The organism is Vibrio sp. V30_P3S12P165, from assembly GCF_009904905.1.
In the GTDB taxonomy this organism is placed as follows: domain Bacteria; phylum Pseudomonadota; class Gammaproteobacteria; order Enterobacterales; family Vibrionaceae; genus Vibrio; species Vibrio fujianensis.
The window spans coordinates 12,606-38,197 of the sequence record NZ_WXWH01000053.1; the positions used below are offsets into that span (position 1 = coordinate 12,606).

The 25,592-nt window shown below is 43.1% G+C and carries 22 protein-coding genes; 4 read left to right on the forward strand and 18 right to left on the reverse strand.

Features of this window, described 5'->3' with window-relative positions:
- Nucleotides 1-130 precede the first annotated feature (130 nt).
- A complete protein-coding gene (locus tag CAG57_RS10530) occupies nt 131-1,315 on the reverse strand; it encodes a patatin-like phospholipase family protein (RefSeq protein ID WP_161428343.1) in 1,185 nt (394 codons plus the stop codon).
- Between the two features lie 20 nt (nt 1,316-1,335).
- Complete coding sequence (cydH, locus tag CAG57_RS10535; protein ID WP_099610172.1) at nt 1,336-1,425, reverse strand: cytochrome bd-I oxidase subunit CydH; 90 nt, start codon at nt 1,423-1,425, stop codon at nt 1,336-1,338.
- Between the two features lie 842 nt (nt 1,426-2,267).
- Between cydH and CAG57_RS10540 the strand changes: the two genes are divergently transcribed.
- Nucleotides 2,268-3,728 (forward strand): sodium-dependent transporter, encoded by a 1,461-nt coding sequence (locus CAG57_RS10540; protein WP_099610171.1) that lies wholly within the window; start codon nt 2,268-2,270, stop codon nt 3,726-3,728.
- Complete coding sequence (locus CAG57_RS10545; RefSeq protein ID WP_099610170.1) at nt 3,728-3,829, forward strand: MetS family NSS transporter small subunit; 102 nt, start codon at nt 3,728-3,730, stop codon at nt 3,827-3,829. The genes CAG57_RS10540 and CAG57_RS10545 overlap by 1 nt, the downstream gene beginning before the upstream one ends.
- A 97-nt stretch (nt 3,830-3,926) precedes the next feature.
- Here CAG57_RS10545 and ptsG read toward each other — a convergent pair whose 3' ends face one another.
- The 14 genes from ptsG to yceD form a co-directional block, all read right to left on the reverse strand.
- The gene (gene ptsG, locus CAG57_RS10550) at nt 3,927-5,423 is read right to left on the reverse strand and encodes a PTS glucose transporter subunit IIBC (RefSeq protein WP_099610169.1); all 1,497 of its coding nucleotides are present in this window, start codon (nt 5,421-5,423) and stop codon (nt 3,927-3,929) included.
- A 446-nt stretch (nt 5,424-5,869) separates the two neighbouring features.
- On the reverse strand, nt 5,870-6,637 hold the full coding sequence (locus CAG57_RS10555) for a TatD family hydrolase (RefSeq protein WP_099610168.1): 768 nt from the start codon (nt 6,635-6,637) through the stop codon (nt 5,870-5,872).
- Nucleotides 6,628-7,593, reverse strand: a complete 966-nt coding sequence (gene holB, locus CAG57_RS10560) for a DNA polymerase III subunit delta' (RefSeq protein ID WP_161427995.1) — start codon at nt 7,591-7,593, stop codon at nt 6,628-6,630. The genes CAG57_RS10555 and holB overlap by 10 nt, the downstream gene beginning before the upstream one ends.
- Entirely contained in the window at nt 7,590-8,231 is a 642-nt protein-coding gene (gene tmk, locus CAG57_RS10565) for a dTMP kinase (RefSeq protein ID WP_099610167.1), read from the reverse strand. The genes holB and tmk overlap by 4 nt, the downstream gene beginning before the upstream one ends.
- On the reverse strand, nt 8,231-9,244 hold the full coding sequence (mltG, locus tag CAG57_RS10570; RefSeq protein WP_099610166.1) for an endolytic transglycosylase MltG: 1,014 nt from the start codon (nt 9,242-9,244) through the stop codon (nt 8,231-8,233). Before mltG ends, tmk begins: the two co-directional genes overlap by 1 nt.
- On the reverse strand, nt 9,241-10,044 hold the full coding sequence (pabC, locus tag CAG57_RS10575) for an aminodeoxychorismate lyase (RefSeq protein ID WP_099610165.1): 804 nt from the start codon (nt 10,042-10,044) through the stop codon (nt 9,241-9,243). The genes mltG and pabC overlap by 4 nt, the downstream gene beginning before the upstream one ends.
- Nucleotides 10,045-10,121: 77 nt before the next feature.
- Complete coding sequence (gene fabF, locus CAG57_RS10580; RefSeq protein WP_099610164.1) at nt 10,122-11,366, reverse strand: beta-ketoacyl-ACP synthase II; 1,245 nt, start codon at nt 11,364-11,366, stop codon at nt 10,122-10,124.
- Between the two features lie 89 nt (nt 11,367-11,455).
- Nucleotides 11,456-11,692: an acyl carrier protein gene (acpP, locus tag CAG57_RS10585; RefSeq protein ID WP_000065130.1), complete on the reverse strand. Its 237-nt coding sequence runs from the start codon at nt 11,690-11,692 to the stop codon at nt 11,456-11,458.
- 234 nt (nt 11,693-11,926) lie between these two features.
- On the reverse strand, nt 11,927-12,661 hold the full coding sequence (fabG, locus tag CAG57_RS10590) for a 3-oxoacyl-ACP reductase FabG (RefSeq protein WP_099610199.1): 735 nt from the start codon (nt 12,659-12,661) through the stop codon (nt 11,927-11,929).
- A gap of 25 nt (nt 12,662-12,686) precedes the next feature.
- Nucleotides 12,687-13,610, reverse strand: a complete 924-nt coding sequence (gene fabD / locus CAG57_RS10595) for an ACP S-malonyltransferase (RefSeq protein ID WP_161427997.1) — start codon at nt 13,608-13,610, stop codon at nt 12,687-12,689.
- A 75-nt stretch (nt 13,611-13,685) separates the two neighbouring features.
- Nucleotides 13,686-14,636 (reverse strand): beta-ketoacyl-ACP synthase III, encoded by a 951-nt coding sequence (locus CAG57_RS10600; protein WP_099610162.1) that lies wholly within the window; start codon nt 14,634-14,636, stop codon nt 13,686-13,688.
- A 5-nt stretch (nt 14,637-14,641) separates the two neighbouring features.
- Complete coding sequence (gene plsX, locus CAG57_RS10605) at nt 14,642-15,667, reverse strand: phosphate acyltransferase PlsX (protein ID WP_161427998.1); 1,026 nt, start codon at nt 15,665-15,667, stop codon at nt 14,642-14,644.
- A gap of 9 nt (nt 15,668-15,676) precedes the next feature.
- Nucleotides 15,677-15,847 (reverse strand): 50S ribosomal protein L32, encoded by a 171-nt coding sequence (gene rpmF, locus CAG57_RS10610; protein ID WP_021019534.1) that lies wholly within the window; start codon nt 15,845-15,847, stop codon nt 15,677-15,679.
- Nucleotides 15,848-15,878: 31 nt separating this feature from the next.
- Complete coding sequence (gene yceD, locus CAG57_RS10615; RefSeq protein WP_099610160.1) at nt 15,879-16,403, reverse strand: 23S rRNA accumulation protein YceD; 525 nt, start codon at nt 16,401-16,403, stop codon at nt 15,879-15,881.
- 212 nt (nt 16,404-16,615) lie between these two features.
- Between yceD and CAG57_RS10620 the strand changes: the two genes are divergently transcribed.
- A complete protein-coding gene (locus tag CAG57_RS10620) occupies nt 16,616-17,197 on the forward strand; it encodes a Maf family protein (RefSeq protein ID WP_161427999.1) in 582 nt (193 codons plus the stop codon).
- Nucleotides 17,198-17,216: 19 nt separating this feature from the next.
- On the opposite strand, the gene rluC is transcribed toward CAG57_RS10620, so the two are convergent.
- On the reverse strand, nt 17,217-18,167 hold the full coding sequence (gene rluC, locus CAG57_RS10625) for a 23S rRNA pseudouridine(955/2504/2580) synthase RluC (protein ID WP_161428000.1): 951 nt from the start codon (nt 18,165-18,167) through the stop codon (nt 17,217-17,219).
- Between the two features lie 613 nt (nt 18,168-18,780).
- On the opposite strand from rluC, the gene rne reads away from it, so the two are divergent.
- Nucleotides 18,781-21,846 (forward strand): ribonuclease E, encoded by a 3,066-nt coding sequence (rne, locus tag CAG57_RS10630; RefSeq protein ID WP_161428001.1) that lies wholly within the window; start codon nt 18,781-18,783, stop codon nt 21,844-21,846.
- Nucleotides 21,847-22,547: 701 nt separating this feature from the next.
- Here rne and adhE read toward each other — a convergent pair.
- The gene (gene adhE, locus CAG57_RS10635; RefSeq protein WP_099611351.1) at nt 22,548-25,220 is read right to left on the reverse strand and encodes a bifunctional acetaldehyde-CoA/alcohol dehydrogenase; all 2,673 of its coding nucleotides are present in this window, start codon (nt 25,218-25,220) and stop codon (nt 22,548-22,550) included.
- Nucleotides 25,221-25,592: the final 372 nt, after the last annotated feature.

The following is a 25,592-nucleotide window of genomic DNA, read 5'->3' on the forward strand; positions in this document are numbered from 1 at the left end:
ATAGCGGTGCCGGTAAGCAGCAATAAGTGGTTGGGTCTCATATTCGTCATATGATGTGCCTCAAAGAGAGCGACATCGCCCAACCTCTAGAGTCTGTTGACCCGAGCACTTCAAATAAGAAGAAAACCGCTTATTGGTCAAAATAATAGGAACCGGTTGAGCGAGCGCCTTGGCGTTGCTCAGCTTGCTTCTGAGCCAATAAAAACGTCTCAATGAATCGATATCCGGCCTGCAAACCCAACCGATAATCATGTAATAAATCATCATGGCGACTCAATAACGAACTCGATCTCAAGGGTTCACTGGGTACAATTTGTACAATAAAAGCATCATCAGGGGGAGAGTGCAAAAAGTCACTGGTCAAGGCATAAGTTTGATAGTGAACCATCAACATATCGGCTAATCCAGCATCAAATTTATTTCCTAGCAGGTGGCTTAATCGATAAATATTATCAGCGCCAAATAGCCATCGTCCGCCATTTAACACGTCCAACTGCTTTTGTTTTAACTGCTGAGATTTTGCGATTTGTTGATCAATAAAGCCTTTCCAGTCTTGCTTCCAGTTCAATAATCTATTTTGCCAATGCATTTGGATAGAATTCATCGATTCTCGCAACCACTGTACCTGACCACCTTGAGACGCTTTCGTTAATACATTTTGTTGGCTCTCTTCATCAAGCGTTTCGGTTCTAATCACCGCAATAAAGCGAGCCTCTTGCCGCCATGCTTCTTGGACAGGAATAGATGCAGAGACACCACCATCAATGTAACTCTGCTGCCCTAGTAACACATCTTTCGTGTACAACCCAGGGATGGCGCAAGTCGCGGTTAATACTTCTCGCCAATGCTCACTTAACATCGGGAAATAAGCATCTTGCAACGAATTAACTTCAGTAACTGCCGCAAAAGCTTTACGGGTTCCAAGCGTAGAACGGCCCATGTCTAAATCTAATCGGTAAGGATATTGACAAATTTTATCCAATGCCCATTCTAAATTAAGGTGCTGCTTACGTCGAATGTAACTGAATAAATGGAAAAACTTTGGATCCGTGGTCAATTCAAGAATAAAAGCCTTACCTAACCCCTGCTGACGACAAAGATAGGCACAAAGATTGAGCGCCCCAGCAGAGGTACCATAAAATTCATGAAATGGATCGAAATTAGATAGGATAAAAGCGTCTAATACGCCTGCAGTAAAAATTCCTCGCTGCCCTCCTCCTTGAGCCACTAATGCATTCTTACCGGTAATAAATTTCGAGAGTCGATCAATGTCGACTCTCTTTTCTAACTCAGAAACTGTCCCTTTGTTCACCATAGGCGAACCCTTCTTTTTGATTAGTTGGCAATCGCAACAACGCCGTATCCGATTAAGATAACAAATACTGCTGCCGTAATCACTAAAGCATACTTAAGATCGCGTTCCATACCTACCTCCTTTTTACGCTGCCCCTATTGCTTCATATGGCTGCGAGATGGCAATCACGTTCATTTCCATCAACATAGAAATAAACAAACATCGCTAACCCCCAAGCAACATTGAACCCAAAAGGGTTAACTAAGTAATAACATTCAAAGCATGGTTATACAATCTTTATGATTTTTGTCACGATAGATATGAAGCCGCTATCACATTAATTGTCCTGATAAGGATGACGATTACCGTTTAGCATCAAACATCAGCAGGCATTTTATTGACCAATAATCGACATCTCGGAGCCATTCGCTGATGTGTGTCTATTTTTTAGTCATTTTATCTATTGTTATAGATAGTTTTATCCATTAGTTATCACCCTTAAAACAGCTTATTTATTTGTTAAATGTAAAAAACAAAAAAATAGATAACTACTTGTATATGAAAAATTATTTTTTTGCCCTATTTAATCAGCATAAGCTTACGTTTACATTCTATTGCCATCTTTAACATATCGCTGTAGTCTCTTAATCAATGCGCAGCTGATTATTTCAGGTGACGCAAAAACATAGCAATATATTTAGAGCAATATTCTGAGTTCTTAATGTTTTGGAGAAATTTAACTCTAAGTTTTGACTTAATCATGGATGATGAAACAGACTTTTAACAATTAAACCTGGTTTAAATCTAATAACTTAGTGATAGGTAGAAGACGATATCCTTCAGTCATTAGTACCAGTGTGCTTGAGTGAGAGAACCGCTTTACTCGGTACACTGCAGTAAACTTTCAACTACCTATGAAATGGCCAATTTATTAAGAAGCTTCATACCTCAGGGAAGACAAAAGGAGTAAAAAATGAAGCGAGAACAATGGGGTTCACGAGCAGGGTTTATACTAGCGGCAGTAGGCTCTGCGATTGGTTTAGGGAATATTTGGCGCTTCCCTTATATGGCCTATGAAAATGGCGGAGGAGCATTTTTCATTCCTTATCTGTTTGCCATGTTAACTGCAGGGATTCCATTTATGATCCTAGAGTTTAGTATGGGACAAAAAAATCGAGGTTCAGCCCCCACCACTTTATCAAAGATTCATACAAAATTTGAATGGCTTGGCTGGTTTCAAGTCGGTATTGCTGCGGTCATTGGCGTTTATTATGTGGCCGTTATCGGATGGGCTATCTCTTACTTTGCTATGTCTTTCACGCAAAGTTGGGGCAGTGATACCAATACCTTTTTCTTCAATGAATACCTAAACTTAGGTGATAACTCGCCGACACAACTTGGCTCCATTCAGTGGAAAATAGCCCTCACCATGGCGATTGCTTGGGCAATTACTTATGCAGCTATTGTCGGTGGCGTCAAATCTGGAATCGAGCGTGCATCTAGAATTATGATGCCTATCTTATTTGTTATGGTACTGCTATTGATCGCGCGGATGATCTTCTTACCCGGTGCATTAGATGGCGTAAACTATATGTTCGAACCTGATTTTAGTAAAATCTGGGACGTTAAAGTATGGGCTGCGGCTTATGGACAAATCTTTTTTACCTTAAGTATTGGCTTTGCCATTATGCTCGCCTATTCCAGCTATCTTCCTGAGAAATCAGACATCACCAACAATGCATTTATGACGGTACTGATCAACTGTGGTTTCTCTATTCTAGCCGGGATTATGATTTTCTCGGTGCTAGGCTATATGGCACAAGAGCAAGGGAAACCACTAACCGAGGTGGTCTCAGCAGGGGTTGGATTAGCCTTTGTGACGCTACCAGCGGCGATTAACTTATTACCGATCCCTTATATTTTAGGCCCACTGTTTTTCTTAGCATTGGTTGTGGCTGGGTTAAGCTCCCACATCTCCATTTTAGAGGCTGTAACCTCAGCCATCATCGACAAACTTGGCTGGAGCCGTAAAAAAGCCGCTAACGTCGTGATAGGTTCAGGCTTTATTATTTCCATGGCTTTTGCAACTAACGGAGGGCTGTTACTGCTCGACTTAGTCGACCATTTTGCTAATAACGTGGGCATTATGCTTAGCTGTTTAGTTGAGTTAATTTTGATGACTTGGCTGATGAAAGTTTCCGATGCTCGTAAATACGTAAATAGCATTTCAGATTTTAAAATTGGCGTATGGTTTGATATCTGTCTACGTTTTATTTCCCCTGTGGTACTGGCTATCATCGTAACGACCAAATTTAGAACACTCTTTACTGAAGGATATGGTGGTTACAACCTTACGTTAGGCTGGGCAATGATCCTACTATTACTCGCTATTGGAGTGATGGTTAATTTAACGAATCGCAAGGAAGCATACTAATGACAACAAGCGCAATTATCATGATGGTGATCGGTTTAGGTCTGACATGGGGTGGAGCCATGATTTGTATTAGAAAAGCAATGGCAAAGCAGCAGTCATAACCTGAAGTCTTGAGATGAAAAAGCCATAGATTCTCACTAAATAATATAAAAAGGAGGCCGAAGCCTCCTTATTTATAGGGGAAAGAAAAGATAAAGATTAACCGTGATTACGGATCCATTCATCCATTTCTGTTTTAAGATTATCAGACTTAGTACCAAAGATAGCTTGTACGCCACCAGATACAACCACAACACCCGCTGCACCAAGTTGTTTCAATTTTGCTTGATCAACAGCCTCGGTCTTAACTACAGAGACACGAAGACGAGTAATACACGCATCTAAATTGGTGATGTTTTCTTTACCGCCAAATGCAGCGACAAGTTCACCTGCCAGCTCTGAACCTGAAGAAGTGTTAGCATCAACAGATTCGTCTTCACGTCCAGGTGTTTTTAGATCCAAAGTACGGATCACAAAAGTAAACACAACATAATAAAGAACAGCGTAGGCAATACCTAAGCCGACAAGCAGTAGCATATTCTCAGCACGTGGTGATTGAACAACAAAGTCAATAAAACCATTTGAGAATGTGTGACCATGTACTACGCCCAAAGCGTTAGTCAGTACATAAGCAAGGCCAGCAAGGACAGCATGGATTGCATACAATACAGGTGCAATGAATAGGAAAGAGAACTCAATCGGTTCAGTAATACCGGTTAAGAATGAAGTTAACGCAGCAGAAGCCATGATACCGACAATTTTTGCACGATTTTCAGGTTTCGCACAATGCGCAATGGCAAAGGCTGCCGCAGGAAGACCAAACATTTTGAACAGGTAACCGCCAGCAAGCTGACCAAAACCATTACCCGCAGCACGGCTAGCATCATCAGCAGTTAGGAAGCACGTCATGATACCGTTAACTGTTTGACCCGCACCATTGACACATTCACCCGCTTGATAGAAGAAAGGAACGTTCCAAATATGATGTAAACCAAATGGGATCAATGAACGCTCTACGACACCATAGATACCAAACGCTGTCACTGGGTTCTGGTTTGCTGCCCAATCAGAGAAAGAGGCGATTAGCGCGCCCACTGGTGGCCAAATAAACGAAAGAATGACACCTAATGCAATCGCTAAGAAACCAGTAATAATCGGTACGGCGCGTTTACCAGCAAAGAAGCCCAAATATTCTGGTAGCTGGATTTTGTAAAAACGATTAAATGCCCAAGCAGCCACACCACCAGCGAGAATCCCACCAAGAACACCGGTTTCATACTTTCTTCTGATCGCTTCAATTGCTGAATTATCAAGCGTTTGACCAATAGCTAGCAACGCCTCTTTTGCTTGATCAATTTCGACATCAGCCAAAACTTTCAACGTCGCAACCATAATACCGTAGCCAACAATGGCAGAAAGACCTGACACACCATCGTTATTCGTGAAGCCTAAAGCGACACCAACAGCAAATAGCAGAGCCATCTGACCAAACACCGAACCACCGGCTTGTTCCATTAAGTGAGAAACCACCTCTGGCAACCAACTAAAGTTCGCTGCCCCCACACCAAGCAAAATACCTGCAACAGGTAAAACTGATACTGGAAGCATCAGAGCTTTACCTACTTTTTGCAGGTTAGCAAAAGCGTTTTTAAACATGTTTATGCTCCTGATTAAGTTATTAGAATTAATTGGGTTCTAACGGCGCACCCCCGTAGCCTAAATGTTAGCACCCCATGAAAATGTAACCACAAAATGTATTATATTTTCCGCCTCTAAATATATCTTGATGCCCCTCAAACTTTCTAGTTAGTTAAGAAATTTAGTTTCAAAATAATAGCCAGATCACAAACTATTTCACGTTTTTTTTTCATCACAAAACAAACGCAACTTACTGATTAATATACAAAAAATACAGGCGCTCATTAATTTTGATGGGTGAATAAAATAAGCGAGCTTGTTATTTTTTGTAACAAAATTACACAACCACCAGTATAGTATAAAAAAACAACAGACTTAGTAAACAATAGAAAAATAAGTATAAACTGTGAGCAAAGCGCTTAAAGATGAAATCTTGATCACATTTTTAGGTACTTATTAGATTTCTATCGCAAAAAAAGATCTTGGAAATTTTTACTGGTTTTTTCTGCAACTTTATGCACAGAAAGCCCCTTTAACCGAGCAATAGACTCCGCGACTTCAGCAACATATGCGGGTTGGTTCTCTTGGCCTCGATATGGCACAGGCGCTAAATACGGAGAATCCGTCTCAATCAATAGCCGTTCAAGTGGTAGCTGTTTAACTACTTCTTTCAACTCCGTTGCTTGGCGAAAAGTGACGATACCGGAAATTGAGATATAAAAACCCAACTCTATCGCCGCTTCGGCAAAGGATAAATCTTCAGTAAAACAGTGTATGACGCCACCACATCGCTCAGCATGGCCTTGCCTAAGTATAGCCAGAGTATCTTGTCGTGCTTGCCGAGTATGGATAATTAACGGTTTATTAAGATCAACCGCAACATCAATATGTTGCGAAAATCTTAATTTCTGTAAATCAGCGGTTTCTGGTTGATAATGATAATCTAACCCCGTTTCACCAATCGCAACAACTTTTGTATGGCTGGCATACTCACGAAATCGATCAAGCTCAAAATCGCTCATTACATCAAGCGGATGGACACCACAAGACGCATAAACGTGTTGATAAGGTTCAATCATGGCTAGCATAGAAGAGAAAGAATCCAAGGTAACCCCAACTGACAACAGCTGTTTAACCTTGGCTTGTTCAGCTTTAGCAATCACATCATCAATGCTTTTATGGATATTTTGATAATCTAATTTATCAAGATGGCAGTGTGAATCTACAAACATGGAGCCTCGTTAAATTTAAATAGCCAATCGGTAATTAATAATTCAGCATTTAACCCACTAAATAAGCGTAACTGCTCGATCAGCTTCGCCAAGCCCTGGGTCTGTTGTTGTAAACGATCCAAGTGAATCATTGCTGAAAGAGCCTGACTCCCTGGAGTAAAATGACCACTACTCAGGCCAAAAGCGACTTTTTGTGCATCGGTTAATAAAAACCACAGCCAGTTTAAATAGGTCAATGGCTTAGTACTGAGCGCTTTACTGCAAGCAAGTAATGATGACAAATCACCACGTAGTGCAGATAAAAATTGCTGCTCAATATCGCTATAGTGTTTTATTTCACCCGAAGCAATCGCTTCTTTAGTCGCCAGTGGCGCATTGCGATAGATATGCGCTGCATACTCCGGTATGGGCAACTGACACTCGGCTTCTAACCACATTTTGACCGATTTTGGCTCTGGTTCTGGAATGGCAATTTTTTGACATCGGCTCACTATGGTCGCAAGCAATCGATTGGTATTTTCTGTCACTAACACAAAAATACACTGCGCAGCAGGCTCTTCAAGTGTTTTTAATAGTGCATTCGCCGCTGATTCATTCATCGCCTCGGCAGGTTCAATCGCAATTAATCGAAATCCAGATAACTGAGAAGACTCTTGTGCTAAACGATTAGCATGACGAATTTGATCAACGGTAATATTTTTCCCGACTTTCTCTGGCCGAACTAAGTGATAATCTGGATGACTTTGTGATCGCATCAATTCACACCCATGACAAAAACCGCAAGGCTCGCTCGAGTGGTTCGTGCACATTAGCGCTTGAGCAAATCGCTCCACAAGTTGAAATGCACCACATCCCTCGGGGGCAGAAATCAAAGTTGCAGAGGCAAAGCGTGTGCTATCAAGCTGAGTTTTCCATCTCATCCACGCAGGAATCAACCAAGGATAAAGTGAATTCATCGTTGATCTTGACATGTCGTTAACCACTGGCTGAGTACTTGCTGAATGTTATGGCTTACAGCGTCAATCGGCTGCTGTGCATTAACAATGGCAATAGAGTCATCATGGTTGGCTAATTCCAAATAACGCGATCGAGTCCGCTCAAAGAAGCTGATGTCCATCTTTTCGATCCGATCCAACTCTCCTCGTCCACGGGCACGCTCTAACCCAACTTTAGGGTCAATATCCAGATATAACGTAAAATCAGGACGAAAACTGCCCAAAGCTATTTGCTTTAACTGTGACATCGTTTGGTGAGCGATTTGACGCCCTCCCCCTTGATAAGCTTGGGAAGAAAGATCATGCCGATCCCCAACCACCCAATCTCCTCGTCTTAACGCGGGTTTGATGACATTCTCAACCAATTGAACTCGCGCTGCATACATCAGCAAAACCTCGGTAATATCGTTAAGCACTTCACCCGGATGCTCTTCTTTCACTAAAGCTCGCATCTTTTCAGCCAGTACCGTGCCTCCGGGCTCACGTGTTTGAGTGACCTGAGTAATACCGTGTTCATAGAGTGTATCCATAACGACTTGCATTGCTGTGCTTTTGCCTGCACCTTCTAACCCTTCAACTACGATAAATTTTGTCTTCATTATTGGTTTCTAAGTTGTTTTAAATAAGCGCGTACCGCGCGATTATGTTCAGTTAATGTTTTAGAAAAAACATGATCCCCCTGACCACTGGCCACAAAATACAGATAATCACTTTGCTCTGGATTGATCGCTGCATAAATCGAAGCTTCTCCCGCCATCGCAATAGGCGTGGGTGGCAGCCCGTTAATCACATAGGTATTATATGCGGTCGGCTCACGTAGATCGGCTTTACCAATACGACCATTATAACGCTCTCCCATGCCATAGATCACGGTAGGATCCGTTTGTAAACGCATCCGTTTGTTAAGTCGATTAATAAACACTGAAGCGACTCGTTCTCTCTCCGCATCTATCGCTGTCTCTTTTTCAATGATGGATGCTAAAATTAACGCTTCATAAGGAGACTGCAGTGGTAAGTTTGGCTGACGATTTTCCCATGCTTTAGCCAACGTTTGATTTAATTTGTGGTGCGCACGCTTTAAAATTTCCACATCGACTTCACCTTTCGTAAAGTGATAGGTTTCAGCAAGAAATAGCCCTTCTAATTGTTGATGTTTAATACCCAGTCGTTGAGCGATGTCAGCTTCAGAAAGATCTCGGATGGTTTGGCGAAGTTCTGGTGTGTTCGCTAAAACTTCACGCCAGTCACTAAATCGGCTGCCTTCCACAAACGTGATAGAAAATTGAAATTCTCGCCCAGAGACAAACAAAGCAAGGCTTTGTTGTAACGACATTTTAGGCACTAGTTGGTACGTTCCCGCTTTTATTTTGGTTAGTTCCGGATGTAACCGACGAAGCAATTTTGCAGTAAAGTGATCTTCAATCCACCCTTTTTTAACCAGTAGAGCTAACGTCCCATTTAAACTTGTCCCTGACGTTATAGTGATCAGTTGGGGTTCATTGATAGACAAACTTTGCGTTAGATAGCGGTCCGTCTTTGAAACTAGATACAAATAACCAGCAAAGCTGATCATTAAAAAAAATAATAGCAAAGACAATAACTTTTTAATCACGAATCAAATATCTCCTGAAAAGCGCGCACGTAGGTGCCAATAATATAATTTTGAGAAGTAATTTTGATGACAGGTGCGACTTCTAGCAGAGCATTGGATAGGAAAACTTCATCGGCGAGATAGAGATGCTCAAGCGGAAAATAGCCAATCTCCGCCGTTAAACCTAACGATGCGGCTGACTGTAAAATAATACGTCGAGCAACACCGGCAACACCGGTATTATCTAAACTGGGCGTATATAAGACATTTCCCTTTATCCAAAATAGATTTGCCATTGTCGTTTCAACCACAAAACCATTGAGATCGAGACAAACACCATCCAGGTAACCGGCCTGATCCATTTCTCCTTTAAGCAGCACTTGCTCTAAACGATTATTATGTTTGTGCCCTGCAAGAAGTGGATTTAGACCCATTTTTTGGGTACAAACCCCAAGAGTAAGACCCAATTCTCGCCATTGCGCATAATGTTTAGGATACTCGAAAGGATAAATCGTCACATTAGCCGGACTCGCCTGTGCTGGGCTATAACCACGGCCACCCACTCCTCGACTAATATGTAGTTTTAGCCCCGCCTTTTTATCTTGTTTGGCTGCACCTGTAAGCGTATCACGAACTTTTTGCCAATCTGGTGCCATGATACCAAAATATTCCAAGCAGGCGTCCATGCGCTCACGATGATAATCCCAATACTGAATGCTTCCATATTTGGTGAGCATCGTAGTAAAGCAACCATCACCGTATTGAAAAGAGCGATCCCAAATACTGACTGAATCACCTAGCTTGCCATTATGCCAATACATCTTCAATTCCCTGAAAAAACAAACGGCCTAATGCTAAGCACTAAGCCGTTGAAACACAAGTTAAGTCAAAAAGGAAATTAAATGCGCTTAAAAATTAATGAACCGTTGGTACCACCGAAGCCAAACGAGTTGCACATCGCATATTCCATACCATCAACTTTACGTGCCGTATGAGGAACCAAATCGATTTCCAGCCCCTCTTCAGGATTATCTAAATTAATGGTTGGTGGAACCATCTGATCAACTAAAGACATGATGGTAATAATAGATTCCACTGATCCCGCCGCACCGAGTAGGTGACCCGTCATTGACTTGGTTGAGGAAACTAAGACCTGGTTTGCCCCCTCTTCACCTAACGCTCGTTTGATCCCTTTTATTTCAGCCACATCCCCTGCAGGCGTCGAAGTACCATGCGCATTGACATAACCAATTTGACGACCAGCCACACCAGCATCACGCATGGCTGCTTCCATAGCGAGTGCACCACCAGAACCATCTTCACTGGGCGCGGTCATATGATACGCGTCTCCTGACATGCCAAAACCCACTAATTCTGCATAAATTTTAGCACCACGAGCTTTCGCCAGCTCATACTCTTCGAGTACGATCACGCCAGCGCCATCACCCAATACGAATCCATCACGCTCTTTATCCCAAGGACGAGAAGCTTTTTGTGGTTCATCATTACGGGTCGAAAGCGCTTTAGCTGCACCAAACCCAGCCATACCCAGTGGGGTTGATGCTTTTTCACTACCACCAGCGACCATGGCATCAGCATCACCATAGGCAATCATACGTGCGGCATGACCAATATTATGTAGCCCTGTGGTACAGGCGGTTGAAATAGCAATATTCGGGCCACGCAAGCCACGCATGATCGACAGGTTGCCCGCAACCATATTAACGATCGTTGAGGGGACAAAAAATGGACTCACTTTGCGTGGGCCTTTTTCGATCAAAGACTGATGGCCTGATTCAATCAGATCCAAGCCACCAATGCCAGAACCAATTGCAACCCCTATTCGGGAAGCATTTTCTGAGGTCACTTGTAAACCTGAATCGTCTAATGCTTGAATACCCGCAGCAATACCATATTGGATAAAGAGATCCATTTTACGGGCATCTTTTTTAGACATGTACTCTTCACAGTTAAAATTTTTAACTAAACCTGCGAAACGAGTTGAGAAATTTGTAGTATCAAAGTGCTCAATATTAACAATACCACTTTGACCAGCTAGCAGGGCTTTCCAAGAAGATTCTACTGTGTTGCCTACTGGTGACAACATACCCATGCCAGTGACAACGACACGACGCTTGGACACGATCTTATTCTCCGGAATTGAAAAATTCTATGAGAGGGATTAAAGATTGAGAAAAACTCAGGCGGCTAGAAGGCCGCCTGGGGAGAACATTACTGAGCGTTGCTGGTTACGTAATCGATCGCAGCTTGAACAGTAGTGATTTTCTCTGCTTCTTCATCAGGAATCTCAGTATCAAATTCCTCTTCTAGAGCCATAACGAGTTCAACAGTGTCTAGAGAATCAGCACCTAGATCTTCAACGAAAGAAGATTCATTTTTTACTTCTGCTTCGTCTACACCTAGCTGTTCAACGATGATTTTCTTTACGCGTTCTTCAATGTTGCTCATGTTTTCTTTTCCTTTACAGATTTCGCCTAATGCGATGATTCCGTAGTTTATTCGAACTAGTGAAAGTTGCAAGAGGGAGCTTGCTGGTCAAACCACAAATTTACCGATTTTAACCGAAATTCACACCATTATTGATATAAGTCATGCATAAATATTATGCAATTTAAACCCAACTGTTACCAGAAGTCGGTATTAACTTGATATATAACACCCGATTCCATTAAACAACCGGCGTTAAACCATGTACATACCGCCATTGACATGCAATGTTTCACCGGTAATGTAACCCGCTTCAGATGACGCTAAAAACGCAATTGCTGAAGCAATTTCCCGTGGGTCGCCCAAACGTCCCGCTGGAACTTGTGCTAGTGTAGCAGCACGTTGCTCATCATTCAGCGCTTTTGTCATATCAGTTTCAATAAAACCTGGTGCAACTGTGTTAACCGTCACACCACGTGATGCAACTTCACGAGCCATTGACTTAGTAAAGCCAATTACGCCCGCTTTTGCTGCCGCATAGTTTGTCTGTCCAGCATTCCCCATGGTACCAACCACTGAACCCACATTAATGATACGACCATGGCGTTTTTTCATCATGCCACGTAACACCGCTTTCGATAAGCGAAAAATGGAAGTGAGGTTAGTATCGAGAATATCTGTCCATTCTTCATCTTTCATGCGCATCAATAAATTATCACGGGTAATACCCGCATTATTGACTAAGATATCGATACTGCCAAACTGTTCATTAATCGCTTTTAATACCATCTCGATGGAGCTGAGGTCAGTGACGTTTAAAGCAAACCCTTTCCCGTTATCACCTAAATAAGCACTGATGGCTTCAGCACCATGTTCACTGGTGGCGGTACCGATAACCGTCGCACCACGAGCAACTAGTGTTTCCGCAATCGCTTTACCAATCCCACGACTTGCACCAGTGACTAGAGCAACTTTACCTTCAAGACTCATAAATTCCGTCATGTTTTTTCCCACTTTATTTTACGGCATCCAATGATGCAAGATCGTTAACAGCTGCAGCATCGACTGTTTTTACAATACGTTTTGTTAAGCCAGTTAACACTTTACCAGGGCCAACTTCAAACAGTTTTTCAACCCCAGCATCACTCATTTTCTGTACCGCTTCGGTCCAGCGTACTGGGTTATACAATTGGCGTACCAAGGCATCTTTTATCTTAGCCGGATCTGTTTCTGCAATTACATCAACGTTATTAATGACAGGAATATTCGGTGAATTAAACTCAAGCCCAACCAACGCCAGCGCGAGTTTCTCTGCTGCAGGCTTCATTAACGCACAGTGAGAAGGTACAGACACTGGTAAGGGTAATGCACGTTTTGCCCCAGCCTCTTTACATAGCACACCCGCACGCTCAACCGCTTCTTTTTGTCCGGCGATGACCACTTGACCTGGTGAGTTAAAGTTAACCGGTGAAACAACTTGTCCTTGAGCCGCTTGCTGACAAGCATGAGCAATCGAATCATCGTCTAACCCAATGATCGCATACATCGCACCCGTTCCGGCTGGTACCGCTTCTTGCATTAGCTGACCACGCAATTCAACCAATTTAATTGCTTGCTGAAAATCAATCACGCCTGCACACACTAACGCTGAATATTCACCAAGACTATGCCCAGCAAAATATTCTGGCTGTTCAAACCCTAAAGATTGCCAAACTCGCCAAATGGCAACAGAAGCGGCTAAAAGTGCAGGTTGAGTACGAAATGTTTGATTGAGATCCTCTGCTGGACCATTTTGTACCAACGCCCATAGATCATAACCCAGAACTTCAGAGGCTTGGGCAAAGGTTTGTGTGACCACTTCATATTGCTGTCCAAGTTCAGCAAGCATACCAACAACTTGTGAACCTTGGCCGGGAAATACGATAGCAAACTTGCTCATATTCTATTCCTTAACCTTAATAATGAATAAGGAGTCATAACACTCCTTAAAACTAAATAAATCACTGAATGAGGTTCAAAAACGTACTAACGCTGAGCCCCAAGTAAAACCTCCACCAAAGGCTTCAAGCAATAGCAGATGACCTCGTTGAATTCGTCCATCACGAACAGCCTCATCAAGTGCCGTTGGAACCGTTGCGGCAGAAGTATTACCATGACGATCTAAAGTGATAACGACCTGATCAAGAGACATAGACAGTTTTTTGGCTGTCGCTGAAATAATACGATAATTAGCCTGATGGGGAACAAGCCAATCCAACTGTGACTTGTGCATATTATTGGCTGCTAACGTGTCTTTCACCAATTTTGACAGTTGCGTAACCGCAACTTTAAAGACTTCGTTACCGGCCATATACAGCCATTTGTCGGGATTACCACCGCGTTCAGGTACTTCAAGGCTCAATAAATCACCAAATGCGCCATCGGCATTGATATGCGTCGATAAAATACCGGGGTCTTCACTGGCTCCAATCACAACCGCACCGGCTGCATCACCAAATAAGATGATCGTTGAACGATCGGTCGGATCACAGGTTTTTGATAATGCATCGGCACCAATCACAAGCACATGCCGACACATACCGGACTTAATATGTTGATCAGCAACCGATAAACCATACATAAAGCCTGAACATGCCGCAGCCAAGTCAAAAGCCGGACAGCCTTTAATCTGCAATTTCGCTTGTACCTGACAAGCGGAAGAAGGAAAGCTATGGCTACCACTGGTGGTTGCAACAATAATGAGATCTATCGCATTTTTATCAATACCTGCCATTTCAATGGCATTTTCGGCGGCATAAAAAGCCATATCTGCCACCGTTTCGTTTTCAGCAGCAATACGACGTTCACGAATACCAGTGCGAGTGACAATCCACTCATCACTGGTTTCTACCATTTTCTCTAGATCTGCGTTGGTACGCACCTGAGTTGGCAGGTAGCTGCCTGTACCTAAAATTTTGCTATACATGAAGACTAATAATGCCTCTCGAGTAAAACCGCTTCCAAACGATCGCTGATGCGGCTAGGGACCTGTCGTTTTACCTCATGAACCGCTTCACCTATCGCGTTGACGACTGCGGATACATCAGCACTTCCGTGACTTTTGATCACAATGCCGCGTAATCCTAGCAAACTTGCGCCGTTATACTGGTCGGGGTTCAAGGTTTTTAATTCATTAAATAAATCTGAAAATAGTTTTCTTGCTAGCCAACCCTTTATGGATGAGGCTAAAAATCGAGTTTTTAGCTTATCAATAAAGAGTTGTGCTGTTCCTTCACACGTTTTTAAACACACATTACCCACAAAACCGTCGCATACCACGACATCAGCAGCATCGACTAATAGCTGATTCCCTTCAATATAGCCAATGAAATTCACGGCCTGTGTTTGCTTTAACATTTGTGCGCACTGTTTGACAAGATCATTGCCTTTTATTTCCTCTGCGCCAATATTTAAAATGGCCACACGAGGTGGACGATGCAAGTGTTGTTCAGCCAATGCAGCTCCCATCACCGCAAACTGAAAGAGAGAATCGGCATCACTCGACACATTTGCCCCAAGATCAAGCAACCAGGTTTTTTTGCCTGATGCTGTCGGTAAAGCGGAAACAAGCGCCGGTCTATCAATGCCCGGTAAAAGCTTGAGACGAAAACGTGACAATGCCATTAATGCTCCAGTATTGCCAGCACTCACGCAAGCATCCGCGCAACCTTGAGCAACACAATCAATAGCCAGCCCCATAGAGCTATCTTGGCTATTACGCAATGCCAATGAAGGTTTTTCTGAGTTAGAGATCATTCGGTCACTATGCACCACACTCAAACGAGCATCGGGTTCGTAACCTAGCCAAGATAAGTATTGGTTAATCGTTGTTTGATCACCAACAAGAATCACTTTTAGCTCTGGGAAATGCGACAGTGCCTGCACGGCGGCAGGCACTGTAACGCGAGGACCGAAATCCCCGCCCATTGCATCAAGTGCAACGGTTAATTTTTGCAAAGGTCAACCTTACTTGTTGATAACCTTTTTGCCACGGTAGTAACCGTCAGCAGTCACGTTGTGACGTAGGTGAGTTTCACCTGAAGTCGCGTCTACAGAAAGAGCAGCTGTAGTTAGTGCATCGTGTGAACGACGCATGCCACGCTTAGAACGTGTTTTACGGTTTTGTTGTACGGCCATGGACCCTACTCCTATGTTAATGCTTAAAGATTTACTTCTTTAAACTTTTTAAAACATCGAATGGATTCGGCTTTTCTTCCAACACTTCTTCTGGAAGTTCACCAAACACCAAATTGTCTGATTTAACGCTACAATCCGCTTCATCATGCATCGCAACTTGGGGCAAATTTAAGATGAACTCGTCTTCAACTAACTGAATGAGATCTACCTCGCCGTACTCATTAAGATCTACCAAATCATATTCGTCCGGGGCATCTTGTTCGCTTTTCTCACTATAGTAGGGAGTATAAGTAAACTCGACTTCGCACTCATGTGCGAATAACTCATTACAGCGTTGACACTCTAAATCAACTGCGATGTTAGCTTTACCAGAGATAACAACCAGTTGCTGTTCATCCATCCCAAATGACAATGAGACGTGAGCGTCGCGTTTTACGCCTGCGACTGACTCTTCTAAACGCTTTAAAAGACTCTGTTGGATGATACCATCGTAATCAAGTCGTTTTTGAGCAGCTTTAGCCGGGTCAACCGTTCGCGGTATTTTTACCTTTTGCATAGGGCGCGAATATTATCTTCCAAAATAGTTTTAGTCAAAGGAAAAGGCAAAAAAGTTGCTTTTCCCACTCTTATTTATCGTTATTATATGGCAACGCAATACCTTAATGGGTAAGACTAACCGCCTCACTCTTGAAACAAGTGTGCTCTGCTTGAGATAGTACCAGAAGATCCGATATGCTACCTACAAAGCCGCGACAATTGTAAATTAAAATGCAGAATTACCAACTAGTTTTAGCGTCAACCTCACCGTATCGTCAGCAATTGCTGGAAAAACTCGCTATTCCGTTTATCACCACACAACCCAATTGTGATGAAACCCCATTGAACAATGAAGAGCCAGAACAATTAGTTACTCGCTTAGCAACCAATAAAGCGCTCTCCTGCTCGCTTGACAAACCCAGCTTGGTGATAGGATCCGATCAAGTTTGCGTGATTGATGGAAAAATCGTGGGAAAGCCCCACCATCGAGAACAGGCCATTGAGCAACTACTCAACCAGAGTGGACGAGCCATCACTTTTTATACTGGGCTTGCGCTATACAACTCACTCACCCGAAATACTCAGGTGATCGTCGACACCTATACGGTTCATTTTCGTAGGCTAACCCATGAAGTAGCCGCTCGTTATGTCGACATAGAGCAGCCCTTTTACTGCGCTGGAAGTTTTAAAAGCGAAGGTCTAGGCATTGCTCTTTTCGAACGATTAGAAGGAGACGACCCCAACTCATTGGTCGGTTTACCTTTAATAAAATTGGTGACACTCCTTGCCAATGAAGGCGTATCGGTTTTATAGCGCAATCAGCTCGCGCCGACTAATTTAGTCGGCGCATTTTATCAAGTGCTTGCTGTAATTGAGCCTCTAACGGAGCGTGTATCTCCATTTTCTCCCCTGTCGCAGGATGCAAAAATAAAATATGTGCTGCGTGTAAAAATAACCGATTGATACCAAATTGAGCAGCATAAGCATCAAAACGGCGATCACCATAGCGGTCATCCCATGCGATGGGATGACCAACATATTGAGTATGCACTCGAATCTGATGGGTTCGTCCAGTAATAGGGCTTGCTTGGATTAACGTCGCTTGGGGAAATTTCTCTATAATTCTAAATCTGGTCTCTGAAGGCTTTCCTACTGGATTTACCCGCACAATACTATTGACTTCATTTTTTAATAAAGGTGCATTCACTACTTTATGCTTTGTCTGCCACTCTCCCATGACTAAGGCATAGTAATATTTCTGTACCGTTTTCTCTCGAAACTGACTCTGTAACTGACGTAATGCTGAACGCTTTTTGGCCACTAATAGAATTCCGGACGTATCTCGATCAATGCGATGAACTAACTCCAGAAAACGAGCCTGTGGGCGTAATGCCCGTAAGGCTTCTATCGCGCCAAACTTTAGTCCACTCCCCCCATGGACAGCCGTACCTGATGGCTTATTTAATATCAATAGGTGCTCATCTTCATAAAGAATACAGTCTTCTAATTCAGCGACCCGGTTTAGCTTGGTACTTAGCGCGGCGTTCGTTTGCTCTTTTATATCCACTGTGACAGGTGGAATCCGTACCACATCCCCTGCGGCGAGTTTATATTCGGCTTTGATACGCTTTTTATTCACTCGTACCTCACCTTTACGTAATATTCGATAAATTACGCTTTTCGGTATATTTTTTAATTGGTTACGTAAGAAGTTATCTATACGTTGACCTGCCATGTCATCGTCGATGTCGACAAATTGGACTTCAGTTCTCATTTCGTTCATGTGGGCATTTTAACGGTAATTTATGGAAAATCACGCTTTTCTTAACTAAGGAAAATAACTTGGTTGTCACCAATTCCAAACTAATTTGTTGAAAATAGCAGCAAGTGTCATTTATACGCGATTAATAAAGGTTTGCGTTATTGATAAAAATACAATTTCAACCGTTGGATTATGCTCCCTTACCGAGAAAACTGTGACATTTTTATCCAGCGTATGAAAAATTTAAGCGCTTTCTGATAATGCTGATTGCTGAGTTTACCAGTCACTGCTATAGTTCATGGCTGCAACGAGTCAAAAGGTTAAGCTTGATGTTTTATCTTTTTATTCGCAGCAAATTTGTGAGTAGTTCCGCTAAACATCAGTATGCAGCACGTGGCGTAAGACATCACTGATGAAAGCTTCTTGTTGCCCTACTCCTCGTCTTTTCATGTTGAGTACTCTCCGCCACTATGCGGATCACAGGCAATCGTATGCTTGTGATGACTGATGTGCCCTCAGAGCATCCCCTCCAGCCGGGAGGCTGTAACCAATAGCCATGGGATCTGGCACCATGAAAACGAAAAAAAGCAGCAAGAATAATAATCAAAACGAAGAAAATACAACGAGATTTTAAATGAAAAGAATGTTAATTAACGCAACTCAAAAAGAAGAGTTGCGTGTCGCCTTGGTCGATGGCCAGCGACTGTTCGATCTAGATATCGAAAGTCCTGGACATGAATCTAAAAAAGCTAATATTTACAAAGGACGCATTACCCGCATTGAACCGAGTCTAGAAGCCGCATTTGTTGACTACGGTGCCGAAAGACACGGATTCCTCCCCCTCAAAGAAATCGCCCGCGAATATTTTCCAGAAGGTTATAGCTATCAAGGCCGTCCAAGCATTAAAGAAGTGCTAAAAGAAGGTCAAGAAGTCATCGTCCAAGTGGAAAAAGAAGAACGTGGTAGCAAAGGGGCCGCATTAACGACTTTTATTTCTCTTGCTGGTAGCTACTTAGTGCTAATGCCGAATAACCCTCGTGCTGGCGGAATATCTCGTCGTATCGAAGGTGATGAACGCACGGAACTAAAGGCCGCTCTCAGCACACTAGTCTTACCACAAGGTATGGGGCTTATCGTCCGTACTGCTGGCGTTGGCAAAAGTGCCGAAGAGTTAGAATGGGATTTAAATGTCCTATTAAACCACTGGAGCGCGATTAAGCAAGCTTCTGAGTCTAATCCGGCTCCTTTCTTAATTCACCAAGAAAGTAACGTCATTGTCCGTGCAATTCGCGACTACCTCCGTCGTGATATTGGTGAAATTCTTATCGACAGCAACACCATCTATGAACGTGCATTAGAGCATATTCGTTTGGTTCGTCCAGACTTCGTCAATCGGGTGAAAAAATACGAAGGGGATGTACCACTATTTAGTCATTTCCAAATTGAAAGCCAAATTGAATCGGCCTTCCAACGTGAAGTTCGCTTACCTTCTGGCGGCTCTATTGTCATTGACCCAACAGAAGCACTAACCTCGATTGACATCAACTCCGCCCGAGCAACCAAAGGCGGTGATATCGAAGAAACGGCATTGAACACCAACTTAGAAGCCGCGGATGAAATTGCTCGTCAGCTCCGTCTACGAGATCTAGGAGGCTTAGTTGTTATCGATTTTATCGATATGACACCTGTACGCCACCAGCGTGAAGTAGAAAATCGCTTACGTGAAGCGGTTCGCCTAGATCGCGCTCGTGTGCAAATTGGCCGTATTTCTCGCTTTGGCTTATTGGAAATGTCGCGTCAACGCTTAAGTCCATCGTTAGCAGAGGCCAGCCACCATATTTGTCCTCGCTGCTCTGGTACTGGGGTTATTCGTGATAATGAATCACTGGCACTTTCTGTATTACGTCTGATTGAAGAAGAAGCTTTAAAAGATAATACCTCTCAAGTTCTAGCGGTTGTCCCCGTTTCTATCGCTTCCTACTTACTCAATGAGAAACGTCGTTCAGTAAACCATATTGAACGTAATCAAGCAGTGAAAATTACCATTGTTCCTAACTCTGATATGGAAACGCCTCACTTTGAAGTGATTCGTGTCCGTGAAGGTGAAGAACAAGAGATGCTTTCTTATTTAGTGCCTAAAAAGCTCGAACAACTGAAAGAAGCGGAAAGCAAAGAAGCTGCAGAAGTAGACGTTAAACCTAAACGTTTAGAAGAGCCTGTATTAAAAGGATTTGCAGCACCGGCGCAAACCGCTCCTGCCCCTCAACCCAAAACAGAGCAAGCCAAGGCCCCCACTGAGCAACCGACTAAACCTGGATTAATTAGTCGGGTATTAAGTGCATTATCAGGGCTATTTAGCCATGAGCCAACGGCACCTAAAGAAGATGAAACGCCAGCAAAACCGGAGCAAGAGAAGCCTTCTCAAGCTCGTCGTGAACGCAATGATCGCCGCCGTAACCCTCGAGATAAGAACCAACGACGTAAAGCGAATAACGAAGAAACCAACAGCAGTAAAAATAAAGCTGATAAAGAAAACGCCCCTCGCAAGGCACAGCAAGAGCGCAAACCCAAACAAGAACGTAGTGAGCAACCACGTCGTAATAAACGTGACAATGCACAGACGACAAAATTGCAAGAGCAAGGGCGTCAACTTGCTGAAGAGGCGTTGAAAGATACCGCAGTTCAACCAGAAACGGTTACTCAATTTGAAGTCAAAGAGTCAAAACCGGCTGTCATTAAAGAACGTCGTCAACGTCGTAAGTTGGAAAAATCAATTCGAGTGGTAAAAGATAACCCGGTATCAGCCATAGATAATGAAGCCAAACCGACCACCTCTGCTGTCAATACTCCTGAGTCCAAACCGGTTGAACAAGATCCAGCGATTGATACATTAGCTTCTGAAATATTGCCAAACGCCAATCATGGTAATGAAGGCAAAGAAGAACAAAAACAGCGTCGTAACCGTCGTTCACCTCGTCACTTACGTGCCAGTGGTCAACGTCGCCGTCGTGGTCGTGATCGTCGCCCAAATCCATTCCGCTTACGTAAAGGTGGGGTCGCTTCTCCTGAAATGGCTATGGGGAAAGTAATGCCTCGTTATGATTTAGCTAAGCCTAATCGTGAACAAAACCAGACACCACTGGTTACGACCGATGTCTCACCTCAAGCAACAGTAGAGCAAACGCCCTTACTCGGCGGCTTTGCTTGTCCAGAAATGGCCATGGGTAAAGTTATTCTGCGTCGGGAACCGACTACAGAGCTTATACAAAACGCAGAAGATCAATCATTGATCGTCGCTAATGCTCAACCCATTGCTGAATCTATCGATACTGAAAGTCAACATAGTGAAAATAATGAGTTAGTCATTAATGCTGGGTCGGTTAAGTCAGTAGAGCCGATAAGCTTAGATGTTGAGACAACACCAGTGACTCCTACGGAAGAAGTAGAAGACGCACCTGAAAGTGATCTGCTACCAGAGGAAGCTCCTATCGTGATTAATGAGCCTAAAGCTAAAACGGTTAAACGCAAAGCAGGACATGCGTTTGCGCCGATGGCTAAAGCGCCAGGCACTCATGATCTGAAGGAAATATCTGTCATCGCAGCGCCGTTACGCGATGATCGCTATCAGCCTAAAGGTGCCGGTAGTCAGGCCGCAAAAAATCAAGCAAGTGCTGAGATGGCAAAACCTCAGTCTTTCTAAGGTCAGGTTAAAACGCCCAAGGCTGCCAACAATGGCAGCCTTTTTTATGTTTCAACAACACTATCGCTCATAATCAAAAGCTTAAACTATCCAGTCAGCATCCTGAGAATAAGTCCTCTATCCTCCATCCTCAATCAGGATGATGAAGCCTCTAATTATCTAGCCAACACGATGACATCGACAGCTTTAAACCAACGTATCAACTCATTGATGGATCACCAATAACCAATTTTGTAATCTATCTTGCTAAGGCTGTATAAAAACGAAAATATATCGCTCTGATACCCAAACGACTTGAAGTTGCAGCTAGGCGGCAAGTGAGTGACAAATTTGTCTGGAACAAATTTGAACAGCCGTAGGCTGCCCTTTGGTGAGAGCCACGGATGGCTCTCATCATCCCCATGAGCATAGACAAACGATGTGATTGAGATAAACGAACGTAGCCTACATCGCTGCAGCTTCAAGTCGGAAGGGTATAGTGATTGAGAATCTACGGATGGTCGCTATCCTCTGATAAGCAAGAATAGGTAGGATTGAGGAAGAAAGAGCACACGAAAACAATCGACTAGTAGGATGCACGAATAAACATCATAAAAAATTAGGCTATCTTTCATTAAGCAAAAAGCCCTTCTGTTTTAGAGAAGGGCTTTTATATTTCATGAAGACATCTCGTGCTAGCGAAAACGTCTCACGAACTCAGCTTACTTTTTCTTTGCTGGTTTTTGGTCTTCTTTTTTCTTGATGACGGTTGTTCCTTCGAACGTTTCGCCTTCAACAAATGGTTTACCGTAGTACGCAGCAAGAAGAACATCTTTTAGCTCAGAAATCAGTGGGTAACGAGGGTTTGCACCAGTACATTGATCATCGAACGCTTCGACAGAAAGTTCGTCAACTTTTGCAAGGAAATCAGCCTCATTTACGCCTGCTGCTTGGATAGATAACGGAATATCTAGCTCTTTCTTCAACTCTTCTAACCAAGTCAATAAACGTTCAATTTTCTGAGCGGTGCGATCACCCGCTTGGCTCAAGCCTAGGTGGTCAGCCACTTCAGCGTAACGACGGCGTGCTTGTGGACGGTCGTATTGAGAGAACGCAGTTTGTTTGGTTGGGTTATCATTCGCGTTGTAGCGCACAACGTTAGAGATAAGCAATGCGTTCGCAAGACCATGTGGTATATGGAACTCTGCACCAATTTTATGGGCCATAGAGTGACATACACCTAAGAAAGCGTTTGCAAATGCTACACCTGCAATTGTCGCTGCGTTATGTACTTTTTCACGAGCGATTGGGTCTGCTGCGCCATTCTTATAGCTTGAAGGTAAGTACTCTTTTAGCATTTTCAAAGCTTGAAGTGCTTGGCCATCAGAGTATTCGTTAGCCAGAACAGAGACATAAGCTTCTAGAGCGTGAGTCACCGCATCATAACCACCAAATGCAGTAAGAGACTTAGGCATGTTCATAACAAGGTTCGCATCCACGATAGCCATGTTAGGTGTTAGCTCGTAATCAGCCAGTGGGTATTTCGCCCCAGTTGTATCGTCTGTCACAACTGCAAATGGGGTTACTTCTGAACCTGTACCGGAAGTGGTCGTGATGCAGACCAATTCTGCTTTCTGACCCATTTTAGGGAACTTGTAAATACGTTTACGAATATCCATAAAGCGCATAGCAAGCTCTTCAAAATGCGTTTCTGGGTGCTCGTACATTACCCACATAATTTTTGCTGCATCCATTGGTGAACCACCACCAAGTGCAAGGATAACGTCTGGTTGGAAGCTCATCATCGCATCAGCACCTTTCTTCACAACAGACAGCGTTGGATCCGCTTCTACATCAAAGAAAGTTTGCACCTCCATGCCTTGTGCTTTTAGCAAGCTAACCACATCGTCTGCATAGCCGTTATTGAATAAGAAACGGTCAGTAACGAGGAAGGCGCGTTTTTTACCTTCTAGATCACCAAGGGCAATAGGAAGGCTTCCACGACGGAAGTAGATAGATTTTGGAAGTTTATGCCACAACATGTTTTCAGCTCGCTTAGCCACTGTTTTCTTGTTGATTAAGTGCTTAGGACCGACGTTTTCAGAGATAGAGTTACCCCCCCAAGAACCACAGCCAAGCGTCAAAGAAGGTGCAACGTTAAAGTTGTATAGATCACCAATACCACCGTGAGTCGTTGGGATGTTAACAAGAATACGTGCTGTTTTTAGACGATCACCGAAGTAACGGATACGCTCTGCATTCACGTCTTGGTTTGTATATAGGCCAGAAGTATGACCAATACCACCGATTTCAACCATTTTCACAGCCTGGTCGACTGCATTTTCAAATGAAGAAGCACGGAACATACCCAATGTTGGAGACAGTTTTTCATGAGCGAATTCGTCATCATAAGAAACTTCGCCAATACCTTCACCGACTAAGATCTTAGTATCAGCAGGTACTTTCACTCCCGCCATTTCGGCGATTGCAGTGGCAGGCTGACCCACAATTTTTGCGTTCAATGCGCCATTAATTAGCAATACTTTACGGACTTTATCAGCATCTGCTTTACTTAAAACGTGAGCTTTATGTGTGGCAAAGCGCTCTTTCACTTCGTCATACACTTCATCCATTACAATAACAGCTTGCTCAGAGGCACAAACCACACCGTTATCGAACGTTTTAGACATTAAAATAGAAGCCACAGCACGTTTGATATCAGCAGTTTCATCAATAACAACAGGTACGTTACCCGCCCCAACACCAATTGCAGGCTTACCTGAAGAGTAAGCCGCTTTAACCATGCCAGGGCCACCAGTCGCAAGGATAAGTGCGATACCATCATGCTTCATCAATGCGTTAGATAATTCAACTGAAGGCTCATCAATCCAACCGATAATATCTTTTGGCGCACCAGCTGCTACAGCGGCATCAAGCACCAATTTCGCCGCAGCGTTGGTTGAATTTTTTGCACGTGGGTGTGGTGAGAAGATGATACCGTTACGAGTCTTCAAAGAAATAAGAGATTTAAAGATAGCGGTAGACGTTGGGTTGGTGGTAGGAACAATACCGCAGATAATACCAACTGGCTCTGCAATTGTCATGGTTCCGAGATTGTCGTCTTCTTCAAGAATGCCGCAGGTTTTTTCGTCTTTGTATTTATTGTAAATAAACTCTGACGCAAAGTGGTTTTTGATAACTTTATCTTCCACAATCCCCATGCCAGATTCCGCGACAGCTTGTTGCGCTAGTGGAATACGAGCTTGGTTTGCGGCTAGTGATGCAGCGCGGAAAATTTTGTCAACTTGCTCTTGAGAGAAAGTGGCAAATTCTGCTTGTGCTGCTTTAACGCGAGCAACGAGAGCATCAAGTTCAGCCAAATTAGTAACAGGCATAGTGAATCTCCTAAAAATAGAAAAATGTTAAAAACTCTTTATTAAATCGATAACCTGATGCTTTTCTATGGTCTTCATAACCTACCGAATCAGAGACTTAGTAAATAGCTTTCACGACTGAGTATAATATTTCACTGTTTGAAAAAAATTGACTCAGATCAGTTATCAAAAAGTAATTACGAGTTTAGGGGGAATACCGTGAAAAAACAACAGATAACACAATGAATTAAAAGAAAAACAAAACCAAGAAATAAGTATCCCAAAAACAAAGTTTACGCATCAAAAAACTAAAAAAACTACAACAATCTGTAAAAAAGTTTCATTTTTAAACAACACCCTCATTTGTGACCAACATTTCATGTGCTACTTACC

Excerpts from the sequence above, each read along its gene's own strand:
- ptsG (WP_099610169.1), bottom strand. The coding sequence starts at position 5,423 with ATGTTTAAAAACGCTTTTGCTAACCTGCAAAAAGTAGGTAAAGCTCTG.
- CAG57_RS10620 (WP_161427999.1), top strand. The coding sequence starts at position 16,616 with ATGCAGAATTACCAACTAGTTTTAGCGTCAACCTCACCGTATCGTCAG.
- acpP (WP_000065130.1), bottom strand. The coding sequence starts at position 11,692 with ATGAGCAACATTGAAGAACGCGTAAAGAAAATCATCGTTGAACAGCTA.
- pabC (WP_099610165.1), bottom strand. The coding sequence starts at position 10,044 with ATGTATTGGCATAATGGCAAGCTAGGTGATTCAGTCAGTATTTGGGAT.
- holB (WP_161427995.1), bottom strand. The coding sequence starts at position 7,593 with ATGAATTCACTTTATCCTTGGTTGATTCCTGCGTGGATGAGATGGAAA.
- CAG57_RS10600 (WP_099610162.1), bottom strand. The coding sequence starts at position 14,636 with ATGTATAGCAAAATTTTAGGTACAGGCAGCTACCTGCCAACTCAGGTG.
- rluC (WP_161428000.1), bottom strand. The coding sequence starts at position 18,167 with ATGAACGAAATGAGAACTGAAGTCCAATTTGTCGACATCGACGATGAC.
- CAG57_RS10530 (WP_161428343.1), bottom strand. The coding sequence starts at position 1,315 with ATGGTGAACAAAGGGACAGTTTCTGAGTTAGAAAAGAGAGTCGACATT.
- rne (WP_161428001.1), top strand. The coding sequence starts at position 18,781 with ATGAAAAGAATGTTAATTAACGCAACTCAAAAAGAAGAGTTGCGTGTC.
- CAG57_RS10545 (WP_099610170.1), top strand. The coding sequence starts at position 3,728 with ATGACAACAAGCGCAATTATCATGATGGTGATCGGTTTAGGTCTGACA.
- cydH (WP_099610172.1), bottom strand. The coding sequence starts at position 1,425 with ATGGAACGCGATCTTAAGTATGCTTTAGTGATTACGGCAGCAGTATTT.
- fabG (WP_099610199.1), bottom strand. The coding sequence starts at position 12,661 with ATGAGTCTTGAAGGTAAAGTTGCTCTAGTCACTGGTGCAAGTCGTGGG.
- CAG57_RS10540 (WP_099610171.1), top strand. The coding sequence starts at position 2,268 with ATGAAGCGAGAACAATGGGGTTCACGAGCAGGGTTTATACTAGCGGCA.
- tmk (WP_099610167.1), bottom strand. The coding sequence starts at position 8,231 with ATGAAGACAAAATTTATCGTAGTTGAAGGGTTAGAAGGTGCAGGCAAA.
- adhE (WP_099611351.1), bottom strand. The coding sequence starts at position 25,220 with ATGCCTGTTACTAATTTGGCTGAACTTGATGCTCTCGTTGCTCGCGTT.
- yceD (WP_099610160.1), bottom strand. The coding sequence starts at position 16,403 with ATGCAAAAGGTAAAAATACCGCGAACGGTTGACCCGGCTAAAGCTGCT.
- fabD (WP_161427997.1), bottom strand. The coding sequence starts at position 13,610 with ATGAGCAAGTTTGCTATCGTATTTCCCGGCCAAGGTTCACAAGTTGTT.
- rpmF (WP_021019534.1), bottom strand. The coding sequence starts at position 15,847 with ATGGCCGTACAACAAAACCGTAAAACACGTTCTAAGCGTGGCATGCGT.
- CAG57_RS10555 (WP_099610168.1), bottom strand. The coding sequence starts at position 6,637 with ATGTTTGTAGATTCACACTGCCATCTTGATAAATTAGATTATCAAAAT.